Annotated in this window: 19 protein-coding genes; 18 read left to right on the top strand and 1 reads right to left on the bottom strand. The window is 66.1% G+C overall.

Going from position 1 to position 13,747, the window contains the following annotated elements; all coding sequences use genetic code 11:
- Positions 1–167 precede the first annotated feature (167 nt).
- The 15 genes from KAK03_RS19110 to KAK03_RS19040 all read left to right on the top strand — a co-directional run bounded on the left by KAK03_RS19110 (position 168) and on the right by KAK03_RS19040 (position 11,905).
- Positions 168–1,205 (top strand): porin, encoded by a 1,038-nt coding sequence (locus KAK03_RS19110; protein WP_210856279.1) that lies wholly within the window; start codon positions 168–170, stop codon positions 1,203–1,205.
- 290 nt (positions 1,206–1,495) lie between these two features.
- Positions 1,496–1,981 (top strand): hypothetical protein, encoded by a 486-nt coding sequence (locus KAK03_RS19105; protein ID WP_210856277.1) that lies wholly within the window; start codon positions 1,496–1,498, stop codon positions 1,979–1,981.
- A gap of 231 nt (positions 1,982–2,212) precedes the next feature.
- Positions 2,213–2,683: a hypothetical protein gene (locus KAK03_RS19100; protein ID WP_210856275.1), complete on the top strand. Its 471-nt coding sequence runs from the start codon at positions 2,213–2,215 to the stop codon at positions 2,681–2,683.
- A gap of 143 nt (positions 2,684–2,826) precedes the next feature.
- On the top strand, positions 2,827–3,255 hold the full coding sequence (locus KAK03_RS19095; RefSeq protein WP_210856273.1) for a hypothetical protein: 429 nt from the start codon (positions 2,827–2,829) through the stop codon (positions 3,253–3,255).
- A gap of 105 nt (positions 3,256–3,360) precedes the next feature.
- Positions 3,361–3,711, top strand: a complete 351-nt coding sequence (locus KAK03_RS19090) for a hypothetical protein (RefSeq protein WP_210856271.1) — start codon at positions 3,361–3,363, stop codon at positions 3,709–3,711.
- A 10-nt stretch (positions 3,712–3,721) separates the two neighbouring features.
- Positions 3,722–5,173 (top strand): TolC family protein, encoded by a 1,452-nt coding sequence (locus tag KAK03_RS19085; protein WP_210856269.1) that lies wholly within the window; start codon positions 3,722–3,724, stop codon positions 5,171–5,173.
- A gap of 23 nt (positions 5,174–5,196) precedes the next feature.
- Positions 5,197–6,615 carry a multicopper oxidase family protein gene (locus KAK03_RS19080; RefSeq protein WP_210856267.1) on the top strand — a complete coding sequence of 473 codons (1,419 nt, stop codon included), beginning with the start codon at positions 5,197–5,199 and terminating at the stop codon, positions 6,613–6,615.
- A gap of 52 nt (positions 6,616–6,667) precedes the next feature.
- The gene (locus KAK03_RS19075; RefSeq protein ID WP_210856264.1) at positions 6,668–7,192 is read left to right on the top strand and encodes a cupredoxin domain-containing protein; all 525 of its coding nucleotides are present in this window, start codon (positions 6,668–6,670) and stop codon (positions 7,190–7,192) included.
- Entirely contained in the window at positions 7,176–7,667 is a 492-nt protein-coding gene (locus tag KAK03_RS19070) for a DUF411 domain-containing protein (RefSeq protein ID WP_054018429.1), read from the top strand. The genes KAK03_RS19075 and KAK03_RS19070 overlap by 17 nt, the downstream gene beginning before the upstream one ends.
- Before the next feature lie 17 nt (positions 7,668–7,684).
- Positions 7,685–8,029, top strand: a complete 345-nt coding sequence (locus KAK03_RS19065) for a copper-binding protein (RefSeq protein WP_210856263.1) — start codon at positions 7,685–7,687, stop codon at positions 8,027–8,029.
- A 17-nt stretch (positions 8,030–8,046) separates the two neighbouring features.
- On the top strand, positions 8,047–8,586 hold the full coding sequence (locus KAK03_RS19060) for a hypothetical protein (RefSeq protein ID WP_054018321.1): 540 nt from the start codon (positions 8,047–8,049) through the stop codon (positions 8,584–8,586).
- Between the two features lie 19 nt (positions 8,587–8,605).
- A complete protein-coding gene (locus tag KAK03_RS19055) occupies positions 8,606–9,085 on the top strand; it encodes a c-type cytochrome (protein ID WP_210856262.1) in 480 nt (159 codons plus the stop codon).
- A 287-nt stretch (positions 9,086–9,372) separates the two neighbouring features.
- Positions 9,373–9,759, top strand: a complete 387-nt coding sequence (locus tag KAK03_RS19050; protein ID WP_210856260.1) for a hypothetical protein — start codon at positions 9,373–9,375, stop codon at positions 9,757–9,759.
- Positions 9,760–9,773: 14 nt separating this feature from the next.
- Complete coding sequence (locus KAK03_RS19045; RefSeq protein WP_210856259.1) at positions 9,774–10,646, top strand: alpha/beta fold hydrolase; 873 nt, start codon at positions 9,774–9,776, stop codon at positions 10,644–10,646.
- Positions 10,643–11,905: an MgtC/SapB family protein gene (locus KAK03_RS19040; protein WP_210856257.1), complete on the top strand. Its 1,263-nt coding sequence runs from the start codon at positions 10,643–10,645 to the stop codon at positions 11,903–11,905. Before KAK03_RS19045 ends, KAK03_RS19040 begins: the two co-directional genes overlap by 4 nt.
- A 66-nt stretch (positions 11,906–11,971) precedes the next feature.
- On the opposite strand, the gene copK is transcribed toward KAK03_RS19040, so the two are convergent.
- Positions 11,972–12,250, bottom strand: a complete 279-nt coding sequence (gene copK / locus KAK03_RS19035) for a periplasmic Cu(I)/Cu(II)-binding protein CopK (RefSeq protein ID WP_210856255.1) — start codon at positions 12,248–12,250, stop codon at positions 11,972–11,974.
- Between the two features lie 315 nt (positions 12,251–12,565).
- On the opposite strand from copK, the gene KAK03_RS19030 reads away from it, so the two are divergent.
- The 3 genes from KAK03_RS19030 (at position 12,566) to KAK03_RS19020 (ending at position 13,742) form a co-directional block, all read left to right on the top strand.
- A complete protein-coding gene (locus tag KAK03_RS19030) occupies positions 12,566–12,982 on the top strand; it encodes a hypothetical protein (RefSeq protein WP_210856253.1) in 417 nt (138 codons plus the stop codon).
- 141 nt (positions 12,983–13,123) lie between these two features.
- On the top strand, positions 13,124–13,414 hold the full coding sequence (locus KAK03_RS19025) for a hypothetical protein (protein WP_210856252.1): 291 nt from the start codon (positions 13,124–13,126) through the stop codon (positions 13,412–13,414).
- A 31-nt stretch (positions 13,415–13,445) separates the two neighbouring features.
- Positions 13,446–13,742 (top strand): DUF2933 domain-containing protein, encoded by a 297-nt coding sequence (locus KAK03_RS19020; protein WP_210856250.1) that lies wholly within the window; start codon positions 13,446–13,448, stop codon positions 13,740–13,742.
- The last annotated feature ends 5 nt before the right edge of the window (positions 13,743–13,747 follow it).

The raw sequence follows: 13,747 nt of genomic DNA, 5'->3' as shown, positions 1-13,747 counted from the left end.
TCCGGGCCGCTTCTCGCGAGCAGGTCGCCTCGGCCGCGCCTCGTCCCTAGGCTGCTCGCCAGCGCCTTCACGTCTCGTGCCGCAGCGCGCCTCGCGCTTCATCCGAGTCCGATGGCGCGTTCGTCGCGTGGAAGGTGTTGCCTTGTCCCACAACGGAGATTGCTCTCATGAAAAAGTCCTTGTTCACCCTGGCCGCGTTGTCCGCCTTTGCGGCGGGCGCCTACGCGCAGTCGTCGGTCACGCTGTTCGGCATCGCCGATGCCGCCGTGCGTCAAGTCAAGAATGGAAGCGCCGGATCCCAGAAGCAACTGGCATCGGGCTCGAACGCCACCAGCCGGTGGGGTTTGCGCGGCGTAGAGGATCTGGGTGGTGGCATGAAGGCCGGCTTTCACCTGGAGTCCCAGATCAACTTCGACAACGGCACCGCCGATGCGAACAAGTTCTGGGGTCGCCGTGCAACGGTCAGCCTGATGGGCAACTTCGGTGAAGTGCGCATGGGTCGGGACTACACGCCGACCGCGTACAACACTTTCGCCGATGAGTTCGGCATTGTCGGTGTCGGCTCGCGCGGCATCTTCAGCTACGGGGCGGGTTCGAACCTGGGCAGCCCCGCCACGACGGTGCTGCGGGCCGACAACACCGTGGGCTACTTCCTGCCCAACATGGGCGGGCTGTATGGCCACCTGCAGATGGCCGCGGGCGAGGGCGTCAACGGCAACAAGTACGTGGGTGGGCGGTTGGGTTACGAGGCTGGCCCGATCAATATCGGCTTTGCCTACGGCAAGACGGAGACCGGGGCGACCACGCCGGACTTCAAGAACTACAACATTCAGTTCAACTACAAGTTCGGCTTTGCCACGCTGCACACGCTGTACGACGTCAAGGAGTGGAGCCCGCGCAAGACCAAGGATCTGTCGATCGGCGCCACGGTGCCTGTCGGCCCGGGTGCACTGAAGGTCGGCTACACCAGGGCAGATCGCTCAGGTGGCACCGCCGGTTCCGGCTTCTCCGACGCCGACGACAGCACCCGCCTCGGCATCGGGTATGTCTACGATCTCTCGAAGCGCACCGCTATGTACACCACCTACGGTCAGGTCTCGAACAAGGGCGCGGCGCGCAGCTCCGTTCTCTACACACCGCCGGCGGGCATGCTGGGCGGCGAGAAATCGTCCGGTCTCGAGTTCGGCGTTCGCCACACCTTCTGATCGGCAATGTGTTGTGCGGTGACCCGCGCTGACCTCGACGGGCCAGCGCGGGTGTGCCGCGGCGAGCACGGGCGAACGGCGCCGAAACGCGCCGTCCGCATTGGCCGAACAGAAGGTGCGATCGAGGACACAGGCACGGCTGCGGGCGTCGTTGGGGCGCCGCATGACGAAGATGTAATGGATCGGCAAGCAGTCTGTCGGCGCGCGATTCCTACAGTGGCTCCACGGTGCACGAAGGCACCGCAACCGGTGAACCTCCTGGAGAGGTGCACCTGCAACAGGAGTCCATCATGAAGTTCCGTTTCAGTCTGATCGCGCTGGTGAGTGCCGTGTCTCTGCCCGCGCTGGCAACCTCAGGCATCACCCCGGTCGGGGGTGAAGCCGGCTTCACAACCCATGCGATGCCGTCGACGAAGTCGCGTGCCGACGTCATCAAGGAGCTCGAGGCCTGGAAGCGCAATCCGGTCACGGCTGACGGCTGGCGCGAAGTCGGAGGCGATGCAGGTTGGGTCTTCGTCGGAACCAACCTACCCGGCAAGACACGCGCGGCGGTCATCGCCGAAACGATGCAGGCCAAGCGCAACCCGGTTTCCGCCGACGGCTGGCTCGATGTCGGTGGCGAAGCGGGAGCGGTCTACGTCGGTGTCCCGGGCGACACGCGCAGCGCTGCGAACGTCGAGAAGCCCTCCCGGGACGGCGCGGTCAGCGTCCCCGGTGGGATGAGCCGCAGCGGCCACCAGAGCGGCGCGACCGCCACCTCGCACGTGCATCGCTGATGCGTCCCGGAAGGCTGCGGGTGTTGGGGCGATCTGGCCGACGGGAGCGTCGCCCCTCCGTCCGCTTCGGCCTTTCACGGGCCTTGCCTTGAAGCGCTGGCGCCTTCGAGTTCCCGATCTCGATTGCGCGGTCAGTGCCTGGAGAATCACTTGCAGAGCACTCCGTCCACGCTAGGGCGCCGAGTTGCGCTGATCGCACTCGGCTCAGGCACGCTGTTCCTCGCCGCATGTATGTCCAAGCCCGTTCGGCAGGCAAATGCCGACGGCACCTGGTGCCATCGGGTCGGCAAGGCGCCGCGCTACAAGCTGACCTGCACCAGTGCACCGGTGCCGCCGCCGGCCGTGGAAGCTGATGCGAAACGGTTTGCCGCATCTGCGGAAAGAGTCACGGTCTACGTGGTGCGCAAGCGGTGGGCCGACGCCGCCAACGTCGTCGAGCTGACTGTGGACGGCGGTGCGCGGGCCGAAACGGTGCCCGAGTCCTTCGTGCGCATGAGGCTGCCGCCCGGCGACCATGTCCTGCGGGCGAGCTGGCCAGAGGGAGAGACTCAGATGGCGTTTCGGGGCGCTGCGGGCGAGATCCGCGTCATTGAACTCGCGGGCTCGGCCTGGGCCTGGGGGAGCACGTACGCGTTCGAACCAGGCGATGCGGGAAGCCGGGAGCGTGTGCTGCGGGTTCGCATGGTGGCCGACATCGATTGACATCCTCCGCCGCTGGCAGGGTGGCCGGAGCAGCCGAGGACATTACGAATCGGTAAGGTTCCTGAGCGCATTGTGTCGGCATGCGGTCCATAGACTGCCGAGCAGGCTGATCTTTCTCAATGCGCTGAGGTAAAGTTCCGGGTATGTCGGGTGTGGTTCGCCTCCTTCTGATCTGGTTCATCGCTGCTGCCGTTCCTCTGAAGGGGCTGGCTGCGGTGACCATGGGTGGATGCGGGCCGGGGCATCACTCTCCTCGTGAGGCTGTGGCGACCGTCGCGCACGCGACGCATGGCGACTTCCACGAAATCCGGCATGAGCTTGGATCCGGCAACGTCGGGCCCGGGAACCAAGATGTCGAGACCGGGCTCGATTCATCGACCGGGCATTCGGCGCAGCTGAAGATGAAGTGCAGCAGCTGCGCGCCGTGTTGCAGCGTTGCAGCGCCCGCGTTCGCGCGGACGACCATGGTGCAGGCGGAATCGGCGTCTACTGCCGTCGCCTTTCTGGAGATTCGCTTTCCAGCCGTCTTTGCGGACGTACCGCATCGACCACCCCGCCTGATCCTCGCCTGACCGTCACGCTGGTCGATCGCCCTGGCGGCGCTCTGACCGGCATCGTAGACCGCCGCACCCTGCGCAGCAGGCGTGTCGAGCCGGTCCGACTCACGCGAGGATGTCATGAAGATTGTCGTGTTCCGCTGGCTTGTGCCGGCATTCCTGATCGCGGTCAGCTCGGCGACTCTGGCTCAAGCCGTGCCCGGCAAGAGAGCCGATCCACTCGATCCTTCGGCCCCCGTGGCGCCCCTGGTGTACCAGTCCACGCTTACGGGCTACCAGCGTCACGCTGAACAGCCCGTGGGTTCCTGGCGCGAAGCCAACGAGACCGTGAACCGCGTCGGCGGCTGGCGGGCCTACGCGCGCGAGGCGCGCCAGCCCGATGCGCCCGCCACGAACAACGCGCCCCCGAAGCCGGCAACGCCGGCGCCGGCAAGCGCACCCGCCGGTCATGGCGGGCACAAGATGAACTGAGGTCAAGCGGATGAATTCACCTGCCAATCCCGGGCGCGGCGCGCCCGACCGCCCGAGCGTGCGACGTTCGGGAGTGCTCGTCGTTGTCCTGGTTTCTGCCGTGCTGGCCGGATGCGCCAGCTTCTCCCCCGATGCCGGGTTCTCGTCGATCGAGTCCGCGGCCAAGGACAAGCTCGGCAAGGACGTGCGCTGGGCGCGCAGCGATGCCGACGTCGACACCATCGATCGCCGCGTACGCGAGCTGCTCGCGAAGCCGCTGAGCGTCGACGACGCAGTTCAGGTGGCCTTGCTCAACAACCGCGGCCTGCAGGCTCGGTTCCAGGATCTCGGCATCACCGAGGCCGAAGTCGTGCAGGCCGGGCGCCTGCCGAACCCGGGCTTCACGTTCGGGCGCCTTCGGCAGGGCGACGAGGTCGAGCTGGAGCGCGGGCTGCACCTCAACCTCGCGCGCCTGCTGACCTTGCCCTTGGTCTCGCAGCTGGAAGCGCGCCGCTTCGAGCAGGTCAAGCGCGAGGTCACGATGGACGTCCTGTCGCTGGCCGCGGACGCGCGCAAGGCCTACTTCCAGGCGGTCGCGGCGGAGGAGACGGTGCGCTACATGCGGCAGGTGAAGCAGACGGCCGAAGCAAGTGCCGAACTGGCTCGCCGCATGGAGCAGGTGGGCAACTTCAGCAAGCTGGCGCGCGCCCGCGAGCAGGCGTTCTATGCGGACGCTGCCCTGGGCCTCGCACGTGCCGACCAGGCGCAGCGTGCGTCGCGCGAGCGGCTCGCGCGTCTTCTGGGCGTTTGGGGCGACCAGCTCCAGTTCCAGTTGCCGGAGCGCCTGCCGGACCTGCCGGCCGAGGCGCGCAACCAGCCGGACATCGAAGCCGTTGCGATGGCTCAGCGATTGGACGTACAAGCCGCCAAGCTCGGCGCGGAGCAGACCGCGAAGAACCTGGGCTTGACCCGCACGACGCGCTTCATCAACGTGCTGGAACTCGGACTCGTACGCAACACCTCCAACGAGGCTCCGCGGCAAACGGGCTGGGAGATCGGCCTGGAGCTGCCCCTGTTCGACTGGGGCGGCGCGCGGGTGGCTCGCGCCGAGGCGATCTACATGCAGGCGCTGCACCGCGCAGCACAGACGGCAATCAACGCGCGCTCGGAGGTGCGCGAAGCCTATGGCAACTACAGGACCGCTTATGACATTGCGCGCCACCACCGCGATGAGATCGTGCCGCTCAAGAGGCGGATCTCTGAAGAGCAGTTGCTGCGCTACAACGGCATGCTGATTGGGGTGTTCGAACTACTCGCAGACGCACGGTCCCAAGTAGGCAGCGTCTACACATACATAGAGTCACTGCGCGACTTCTGGCTCGCCCAGTCGGATCTCGATATGGCACTCATCGGCAAGGCGGCTATGGCCGCGCCCGCTGGCCCATCCGCGGCAGCTGCCGAAGCTGCCGGCGCACCTCACTGATTCGAACGAGCAAGGAACTCAGCATGGTTTCCCGACGCAATTTTCTTGGCGGCGCCGGCGCGGTCACCGCTGCGGTGAGTGCCGCAGCGGTCAGCAAGGTCGCCATGGCGGCGCTGCCCGAGCCGGTGATTCAATCCAAGCCCGACACGATGCCGCCGCTGGTGCCCAACACGGGCCGGCCCTACAACCCCGTGGTCACGCTCAACGGCTGGACGCTGCCCTGGCGCATGAACAACGGCGTCAAGGAGTTCCACCTGGTGGCCGAACCCGTGGTGCGCGAGATGGCACCCGGCTTCAAGGCGCACTTGTGGGGCTACAACGGTCAGAGCCCGGGGCCGACGATCGAGGTCGTCGAAGGCGACCGCGTGCGCATCTTCGTCACCAACAAACTCGGTGAGCTGACCAGCATCCACTGGCACGGGCAACGCCTGCCGAACGGCATGGACGGCGTGACGGGCTTGAACCAGCCGGGCATCCCGCCGGGCAAGACTTACGTGTACGAGTTCGTTGCACGGCGTCCCGGAACCTTCATGTACCACCCGCATGCGGACGAGATGGTGCAGATGGCGATGGGGATGATGGGCTTCTGGATCACGCATCCTAGGGCCAAGCACCCGCTCATCGACGAGGTGGATCGCGACTTCTGCTTCCTGCTCAATGCCTACGACATCGATCCGGGCAGCTACACGCCCAAGATCATGACGATGCTGGACTTCAACCTGTGGAGTTGGAACAGCCGCATCTTCCCGGGCATCGATCCGCTCGTGGTCAGCCACATGGACAAGGTGCGCATCCGCATCGGCAACCTGACGATGACCAACCACCCCATCCACCTCCACGGGCACGAGTTCCTGGTCACCGGGACGGACGGCGGGCCGACGCCCAAGAGCACGCGCCGGTACGAGGTGACGGAGGACATCGCAGTCGGGCAGATGCGGCAGGTCGAGTTTCTCGCCGACGAAGAGGGCGACTGGGCCTTCCACTGCCACAAGAGCCACCACACGATGAACGCGATGGGCCATGACGTGCCGACGATGATCGGTGTGGACCATCGCGGCGTGGCGAAGCAGATCACCAAGCTCGTGCCCGACTACATGGTGATGGGTGAGCGCGGCATGAAGGACATGACCGAGATGGAGATGCCTCTGCCCGACAACACCGCGGCCATGATGACCGGGCAGGGTCCCTTCGGGTCGGTCGGCATGGGCGGCATGTTCAGCGTTGTGAAGGTTCGCAAAGGCCAGAAGCGCGGCGACTACGGCGACCCGGGTTGGTTCAAGCACCCACCCGGCACGGTGGCCTACGAGTTCACCGGCGAACTGCCGGATCCGGCACGCTTCAAGGCGGAAGGGACAGGCTCGATGTCCCCGGTCGCGAAGCCGGCCCAAGAAGTCGAGGTCAAGGTACGCAAACCCGGTGGCGGGCACGGCGGCCACAACTGAGCGGCCATGAGCCGACATCCATCTGTCCCATCGGCAACAAGAAGGAATCCTGATGAAGCAGTTCAAGTCATTTGTCGCGGCCGCGCTCGTGGCCATTTCCGCCACTGCCATGGCGCACGGCGACGAGGACCATGCCAAGAAGGCCGGTCCGGTCAAGAAGGAACAGAAGGACTGGGGCATCGCTGGCGATGCCAAGTCCGCCAAGCGAACCATCGAGATCGGCATGGCCGACAACATGCGCTTCACGCCGGACAGCATCCAGGTCCGGCAGGGAGAAACCGTCAAGTTCGTCGTGCGCAATACCGGAAAGGTCATGCACGAGTTCGTCATCGGCACGAAGGCCGAGAACGACAAGCATGCCGAGCTGATGGTGAAGTTCCCGAACATGGAACACGACGAGCCGTACATGGCGCATGTGGCGCCCGGCAAGACGGGCGAGATCGTCTGGACCTTCAACCGGCCCGGCGACTTCGACTTCGCATGCTTGATCGCCGGTCACTACCAGGCCGGAATGGTCGGCAAGATCAAGGTCGCCGCGTCGAGCGCCAAGGGTGACGGGCATGCGCACAAGCATTGATGTGACGCGGAGAGGACAGACTCGGCGGGCACTGCTGGCGGCTTCTGGAGCCGTCGCATTGCTGGGGCCGAGCCTGCTGCGTGCGCAGACGCAGCCGCTCCACATGGAGGTGTGGAAGAGCCCGTCCTGCGGCTGCTGCAAGGAGTGGATAGCGCACGTCGAGTCGCACGGCTTCCGCGTGACGGTGCACGACGTCGGCAACACGGCGATTCGCGCCCGCATGAAGCTGCCGACGAATCTCGGCTCCTGCCATACCGCGGTGGTCGGCCGCTACGCCGTCGAAGGTCATGTGCCCGCGGCCGATGTGCTGCGCCTGATCAAGGAGGCGCCCGACGCCGTGGGCCTAGCGGTCCCTGGCATGCCCGTCGGCTCTCCCGGCATGGACGGCCCGGACTACGGCGACCAGCGGGATCCCTTCGACGTACTGCTAGTCGCCAAGGACGGCAGCACGCGCGTCTTCAGTTCTTATCGTTGACCCATGAAAGGATCGTCATGAAGTTTGCACTCCCCGCCCTGATGGCTTCCATCGCTCTGAGTACACCCGTCTGGGCCCAGCAGAAGGCCGACGAGCACGCGGGTCACCATGCCGCGAGCAGCCCGACGGCCACGGCCGACGAGATGACCGACGCGGAAGTCCGAAAGGTCGACATCGATGCGGCCAAGATCACGTTGAAGCATGGCGACATCAAGAGCCTCGAGATGCCGGCCATGACCATGGTGTTCAACGTGCGTGACAAGGCCATGCTCGGCCAGGTCAAGGCCGGCGACAAGGTGAAGTTCAAGGCCGTCAACGAGGCGGGCAAGTTCACTGTCACGGACCTCAAGGTGGTTCGCTGAGACTGCGAGGCGGCGCGATGCGCTCTTCGGCGGCCAAGGCACTCAGCGTCGGAGTCGTTGCCACGCTGAGCGCCGCGGGTATGGCGTGGCATGAGTGCGTGTTGCTCGCGGCCGCCGCGGCCGTGGGGCATCGGCTCTTCCTGTGGCGCATGGACGACGGCGCGCCATGGGATGCATGGCGTGCCGGCGTGCGATGTCTCTTCGCGGGTTTGCTCGGGCTGCTGGCTGCTGTGGCGCTGTTTGCCGTCATCGCGGCCGGCTTGGCGGGCTACTGGGAGATGGGGCATCAGCACGCGCGCGCCACGCTCGCGTTGGTGGCCGCCGCTGCCGCCCTACTGGTGCTTGTCCAGGTGGACTGGCAGGCCCGTTGGGCCGAAACGCGCTTCTGGGCCTTCGTCGCCGGAGGCCTCGCGCTGACGTTCGAGACATGGCGGCCCGACCTCGAATGGCTCCCGTGCCTGGCATCCGCAGGCATCGGGATGTGGCTGGCCTTGGCAAGCTGGCGGATGGTCCGAACGCAGGCGGGCGATCTCTTGCGTTCGGATGCTCGGATGTGAATCAGGTCAGGAAGAGCCCATGAAACGAAGCCCGTTGCTGCTGGCTGTCGCGGCGATCGGCGCGGTGGTCCTGGTCGTTGCCATCTCGAGCCTGGCGCCAAAGCCGGCAGACACCGGGCTGCTCAAACCTGACGATGTGCAGGTGACGGCGTTGGGCCGGCAGGTCTACGCGACGCACTGTGCCGCCTGTCATGGGGCGAAGCTCGAGGGCCAGCCAGACTGGCGCCAGAGAGACGCTCAAGGCCGCCTGCCGGCACCGCCGCACGATGCGTCCGGGCACACGTGGCACCATCCCGACGAGACGCTCGTGCGCATCACGAAGTTCGGCGTTGCCAAGGCTGCCAACCTGGCGTCGTACGAGTCTTCAATGCCTGCGTACGAAGGCGTACTGACCGATTCCGAGATCGTGGCCGCGCTCTCCTGGATCAAGGCCCAGTGGCCCGCCAGCATCCGGGCCAAGCACGACGAGATGAACCGCAGTTCGTCGCAGCAGCGCTGAGCCGATGCCCCACGAGTTCAGGAACCTCTCGAGTCTTTCGCACGCCGAACTGGGGCTCATGCTGATCGGTGGCTTGGCGAGCGCTGCGGTCATCATTGGATTGGCTCTGGTGCTTGCCTGGAAGAACCGACACAGGAGTGCCGAAGGAAACCAGCCGCAGCGGCCGAAGCCTCGGAAGGTGAAGCGCCGAAAGCGACGATGAGGCCGCTTTCGAAACATGTTGCGCGTCAAGGCCTCGGCGCCGTGCAACGTCGAAGATCATGCTGAACCAGGAAGGATCACGATTCATGCAGAAAACCCAGATTGCACTGACCGGCATGGCGCTGGTGATGGCCCAGCAAGCCTTCGCGGCCAGCCACATCGTCGAGATTGCCTGGAGTCGCGACGGGGCGTTTGCGCACAGCGCGAGCGTCGAACCAGGGAAGTTCGTCGAGCTGTGCGGCAAGCTTGCGCCGGGAGACGCCATTCACTGGGAGTTCGCTGCGTCCGTGCCCGTCGACTTCAACATTCACTATCACGTCGGCAAGGAGGCCGAGTTCCCGGCCAAACAAGCGCAGGTGAGTTCCGGGCAGGACACCTTGCGTGTGGCGGTGCGCGAGGACTACTGCTGGATGTGGAGCAACAAGTCGTCGAACCGGGCGCGGATCGACGTTCGACTGCAGCGCCAGAACTGACACCGTCGCGGGCGATGCGCATGGGGACCGAGACACTTCCGCTGAAGCGTTTCGATGCGGGGGAAGGTCGGCATTGCGCAGTCCTGCTGCACGGACTGGGCGGGACCCATCGCTACTGGACCTGCGGGCCAGTCTCGTTCGCACTGTCGGGGCACCGCACTGTTCTACTCGACCTGCTCGGCTTCGGTGAGTCGCCGAAGCCCTGGTTCCGCTACAGCGTCGAGCGCCACGTGGCGGCGCTGCATGCGAGCCTGGCCGGGGAGCGCTCCGTGACGCTGGTCGGGCACTCGCTCGGGGCAGCGCTGGCGCTCGCCTATGCGGCGCGCTATCCGTCGGTCGTCAGGCGACTCGTGCTGATCAGCCTTCCCAACTTCGGCGGCGCCGAAGGGGCCACCGCCTGGTTCGCCCGTCAACGCGGCGGCTGGATCTACACGAACATGTGGGCGACCGCAATCGCGTGCATCCTGACGCGGCGCGTCGTCGGACGCCTGTTGCCGCGTCTTCTTCGCGACATCCCGCGCGAAGTCGCCGAGGACCTCGTGGCGCACACCATGGTGTCGTCGACTTCGTCGTTGTGGGAAGCGCTGTACCGACATGACCTGCGCGCCGAGGCGGAGGCGACGGCGCAGATCCTGCCGGTGCTGATGTTGCACGGCAGTGCGGATCTGACTGCGCCTTTGGCCGGCGCACAGGAACTCGCGGTGGCGCGTTCGACGTGGGAGATGCGTGTCCTCGACGGCGTGGACCACCATCCCTGGTTGCGGGCGCCGCAGGAATGCCTGCAGCATATCGAGCAGTGGCTGTCGCGACTCAGCGTGCAGGCGCCTGCGAGCCCTGCCGGGCCCAGTGATCGCGCCGCGGGGCTCGGCGTGAGGGTGCAATCATGAGCGGCGTGTCCCTGTCGGATCTGTTGGGTGTCGGGATCGCGCTGGCGGCGGGCCTGCTCATCGGATTGGAACGAGGCTGGCATCAGCGCGATCTGCCCGACGGACACCGCGTGGCCGGCTTGCGCACGTTTGCGCTGATCGGCTTGCTCGGCGGCTTGAGCGGTCTGCTCGCGCAACGTTGGGGAGCGATCGTCCTGGTCGTCGTGCTGGCCGTGGTGGCGCTGCTGATCCTGGCCGGCTACATCGTGACGGCCCGCATGCACAGCGTCATGGGCCTGACCACGGCGATGGCAGCCATCACAACGTTCCTTGTCGGCGTGTTAGCGGCAGGTGGCAGCACACTGCTCGCCTCCGCCGTCGCAGTGGTGACGGTGGCACTGCTGCAACTCAAACGGCCGATGCACAGCGGCATCGGCAAGCTCACCGAAAGCGAGTTGACCAGCGGCATCCAGTTGCTGCTGATCAGCGTCGTCATCCTTCCGGTCCTACCCGATCGCGGGTTCGGCCCATTCGAGGCATTGAATCCCTACAAGCTCTGGTGGGCGGTCGTGCTGCTTGCGTTGCTCTCGTTCCTCGGGTTCGTCCTGATGCGCTGGTTCGGGGCCCGGCGCGGACTCACCCTCACCGCACTGCTCGGCGGACTGGTGTCCAGCACCGCCACCACGGCGACGCTGGCACGCTGGGCCAAGGAAGCCCCGCAGTGGCGGCCCCTGGCGGCCGGCGGAGCCACGCTCGCGTGCGCGGCCATGTTCGGCCGCATGGCGGTGCTCGTCGCCGTCGCCGCGCCAGCGCTCGGCACGGCGACAGTCGGGACCCTGGGCGCCATGGCCGTCACCGGAGCCGCGTTCGGTGCGTACCTGACCACGCGCGAGCATGCGCGAGATCTTCCGGATCTGTCGACCCAGAATCCGCTGAAGCTGACGGCAGCCGTTCAGTTCGCGCTGTTCCTTGCAGCGGTGCTGCTCGCAGGCCGGTTCCTCGCGGACCGGTTCGGCGACGCCGGGCTGCTGGTCACGGCGGCGATCTCGGGTCTGGTCGATGTCGACGCCATCACGCTGTCGGTGGGCCGCATGGTCGGCGATGGGGTCGTCGGTGCGTCGGTCGCGGGCGTGGCGGTCTTTCTAGCGGCCGCCGTCAACCAGGTCACCAAGGTCGGGCTGTTGTGGGTGCTCGACAGTCGATCGCTGGCGCTGAAGGTGCTGCCGGCTTATGCGCTGATGGCGCTCGTCGGTGTCGGAGCGGCGCTGGCACTGGGCTGAGTCGCGCCGATGTTCGCGCGACGGCTCGGCGGGGAGGGCAAGTGCCCTCCGGCGAGATTGCCGATGTCAGTTGCCGCGCTTCTCCGCCTTGATCATCTCGAGGCGGGCGAGTTCGTTGCCGACCATGATGATCTTCTGGCCGTCCTTGGTTTCCATGACGTGTCCGGGCTTCATGCCCACGGTCCGGCCGAGCCGATCCTCCATGGCCATCTTGCCGTCCTTGAACACGTACACGGTCGAGCCGTCTTTGAGGTCGAACTTCTGGGCGACATTGCCCATGTCGACTGCGAAGGCGGCGCCTGCGACTGCGAGCATCGAGGCCATGATTGCGAGCTTCTTGAGCATTGATTTCTCCGGGTTGATGGGTTTGACAAATTGAAGCGTGAAGTGTCTTCAGCGCATCGAATCGAGTTTGCCCATCCGCGGATTACAAGAAGCCGTCAGCAACATGACGAGACGGTAAGCTTTCGTCGGTGCGTGCGCGCCGAAGTGTGCGACGCGCTGAAACGACCACCTCTGTGCCTCACGCTTGGAGTCATCGGGCAGGACCGGAGTCCGTAGTCGACTACGGAGGCATTGTTGATGCCGATCAAACGGCATTGGCGAGTTCGCGCCTATTCTTAATTCAACGAAGTTGCCTCTTTTCGCCCGCCCGTCATCATGTTCAGTGATCGCCGACGTCTCCGCCGATGGGCAGCCCAGGTGCTGCTCGTATGGCTGTTCGGCCTCGCGATGGGTGTGGCCAATGCCTGCGCTCTGGGCGAGCAGGCGCATCACCGCTCCGAAGTGGTGACGACGGCCGCTCCCGAGTCTCCTCAGAAGCATCAACACGGCAGCGAGCAAGGTGACCTCGCCAAGGTCAACTGCCTGGACTTCTGCGAGAAGCCCTCTCTCGGTGCTCCGCAGTTGAAGGTGGTCGGTGATGGCTTGGCTGCGCTGGGTTTCGCGCTGCCGATCTCACGCACGCTTTCGGTGGCCGGCCGGGCCGAGCCCGCGGTGGGTCGGCTGATGGTCGACTCGCCGACCCTGCCCGGCGGACCCCCGCCGCGCATCGCGTTCCAGCGCCTCGCGCTCTGACACCCCCGGACGCCGCGCGGATCTGATCCGCGCCGCGTCCTGCCTTCCGTTCGCCATCGCGCCCGCAGCGGCGCTGTCAGGCAGCGGCATTCCCCGTTCGTGTCTGCGTTCCGTGTCCGTCCTCTCAGCAGGAGTCTTGTCATGCGTACCCCCTTCGTTTTGTCGTCCCTTGTCGTCCTCGCGTTCGGCGCTTCTGCCGCGGTGGCACAGGAACGTCCTGCGGTCGCCCAGGCTGCCGCTGCCGCGGCTTCCATGCCGATGTCCATGGACTGCAGTGCCGGCGCGATGAAGCGCCATGACCACGGCGCCGAGCGCAATGCGCCTTCGGCCAGGTCCATGCCCTGTGCGCCAGCCGAAGCGGCGTCCGGCGCCAAGGCCAAGGCCAGGACCAAGCCCGTGCACGACCACGCGAAGTTCCACAAGAACCAGTGACCGACGCCTCAATGCAGCCAGGAGATCCTCCATGAACCACTCCCATGAACACGGCAACGGTCGCCCGTCCGGCCCGAACTGGTCCCGCATCAACCAATGGGTGCTGTGGATCGGTCTGGCTGCCGCAGTCGCCTGGATGTTCTTCCGCCACAACGCGCACCTCGGGCAACTGCTGCCATTCCTGATCCTGCTGGCCTGCCCGCTGATGCACCTGTTCGGGCACGGCGGGCATGGTGGCCACGGTGGACATGGCGGCGGGTCGGAGACGAAGGCCAAGGACGACGCGCGCCAGCTTCCCCCCGGTGGCCAGGGTGGCCACCAGCACTGAAACCC

Source organism: Ideonella alba (assembly GCF_018069845.1).
GTDB classification, from domain to species: domain Bacteria; phylum Pseudomonadota; class Gammaproteobacteria; order Burkholderiales; family Burkholderiaceae_C; genus Ideonella; species Ideonella alba.
Note: the sequence above shows the minus strand (reverse complement) of the source record. Positions and strands in the feature narration are given on the sequence as shown.

Bases quoted from the DNA above. Each gene is read 5' to 3' on its own strand.
- KAK03_RS19110 (WP_210856279.1), top strand. From the start codon at position 168: ATGAAAAAGTCCTTGTTCACCCTGGCCGCGTTGTCCGCCTTTGCGGCG.
- KAK03_RS19105 (WP_210856277.1), top strand. From the start codon at position 1,496: ATGAAGTTCCGTTTCAGTCTGATCGCGCTGGTGAGTGCCGTGTCTCTG.
- KAK03_RS19100 (WP_210856275.1), top strand. From the start codon at position 2,213: ATGTCCAAGCCCGTTCGGCAGGCAAATGCCGACGGCACCTGGTGCCAT.
- KAK03_RS19095 (WP_210856273.1), top strand. From the start codon at position 2,827: ATGTCGGGTGTGGTTCGCCTCCTTCTGATCTGGTTCATCGCTGCTGCC.
- KAK03_RS19090 (WP_210856271.1), top strand. From the start codon at position 3,361: ATGAAGATTGTCGTGTTCCGCTGGCTTGTGCCGGCATTCCTGATCGCG.
- KAK03_RS19085 (WP_210856269.1), top strand. From the start codon at position 3,722: ATGAATTCACCTGCCAATCCCGGGCGCGGCGCGCCCGACCGCCCGAGC.
- KAK03_RS19080 (WP_210856267.1), top strand. From the start codon at position 5,197: ATGGTTTCCCGACGCAATTTTCTTGGCGGCGCCGGCGCGGTCACCGCT.
- KAK03_RS19075 (WP_210856264.1), top strand. From the start codon at position 6,668: ATGAAGCAGTTCAAGTCATTTGTCGCGGCCGCGCTCGTGGCCATTTCC.
- KAK03_RS19070 (WP_054018429.1), top strand. From the start codon at position 7,176: ATGCGCACAAGCATTGATGTGACGCGGAGAGGACAGACTCGGCGGGCA.
- KAK03_RS19065 (WP_210856263.1), top strand. From the start codon at position 7,685: ATGAAGTTTGCACTCCCCGCCCTGATGGCTTCCATCGCTCTGAGTACA.
- KAK03_RS19060 (WP_054018321.1), top strand. From the start codon at position 8,047: ATGCGCTCTTCGGCGGCCAAGGCACTCAGCGTCGGAGTCGTTGCCACG.
- KAK03_RS19055 (WP_210856262.1), top strand. From the start codon at position 8,606: ATGAAACGAAGCCCGTTGCTGCTGGCTGTCGCGGCGATCGGCGCGGTG.
- KAK03_RS19050 (WP_210856260.1), top strand. From the start codon at position 9,373: ATGCAGAAAACCCAGATTGCACTGACCGGCATGGCGCTGGTGATGGCC.
- KAK03_RS19045 (WP_210856259.1), top strand. From the start codon at position 9,774: ATGCGCATGGGGACCGAGACACTTCCGCTGAAGCGTTTCGATGCGGGG.
- KAK03_RS19040 (WP_210856257.1), top strand. From the start codon at position 10,643: ATGAGCGGCGTGTCCCTGTCGGATCTGTTGGGTGTCGGGATCGCGCTG.
- copK (WP_210856255.1), bottom strand. From the start codon at position 12,250: ATGCTCAAGAAGCTCGCAATCATGGCCTCGATGCTCGCAGTCGCAGGC.
- KAK03_RS19030 (WP_210856253.1), top strand. From the start codon at position 12,566: ATGTTCAGTGATCGCCGACGTCTCCGCCGATGGGCAGCCCAGGTGCTG.
- KAK03_RS19025 (WP_210856252.1), top strand. From the start codon at position 13,124: ATGCGTACCCCCTTCGTTTTGTCGTCCCTTGTCGTCCTCGCGTTCGGC.
- KAK03_RS19020 (WP_210856250.1), top strand. From the start codon at position 13,446: ATGAACCACTCCCATGAACACGGCAACGGTCGCCCGTCCGGCCCGAAC.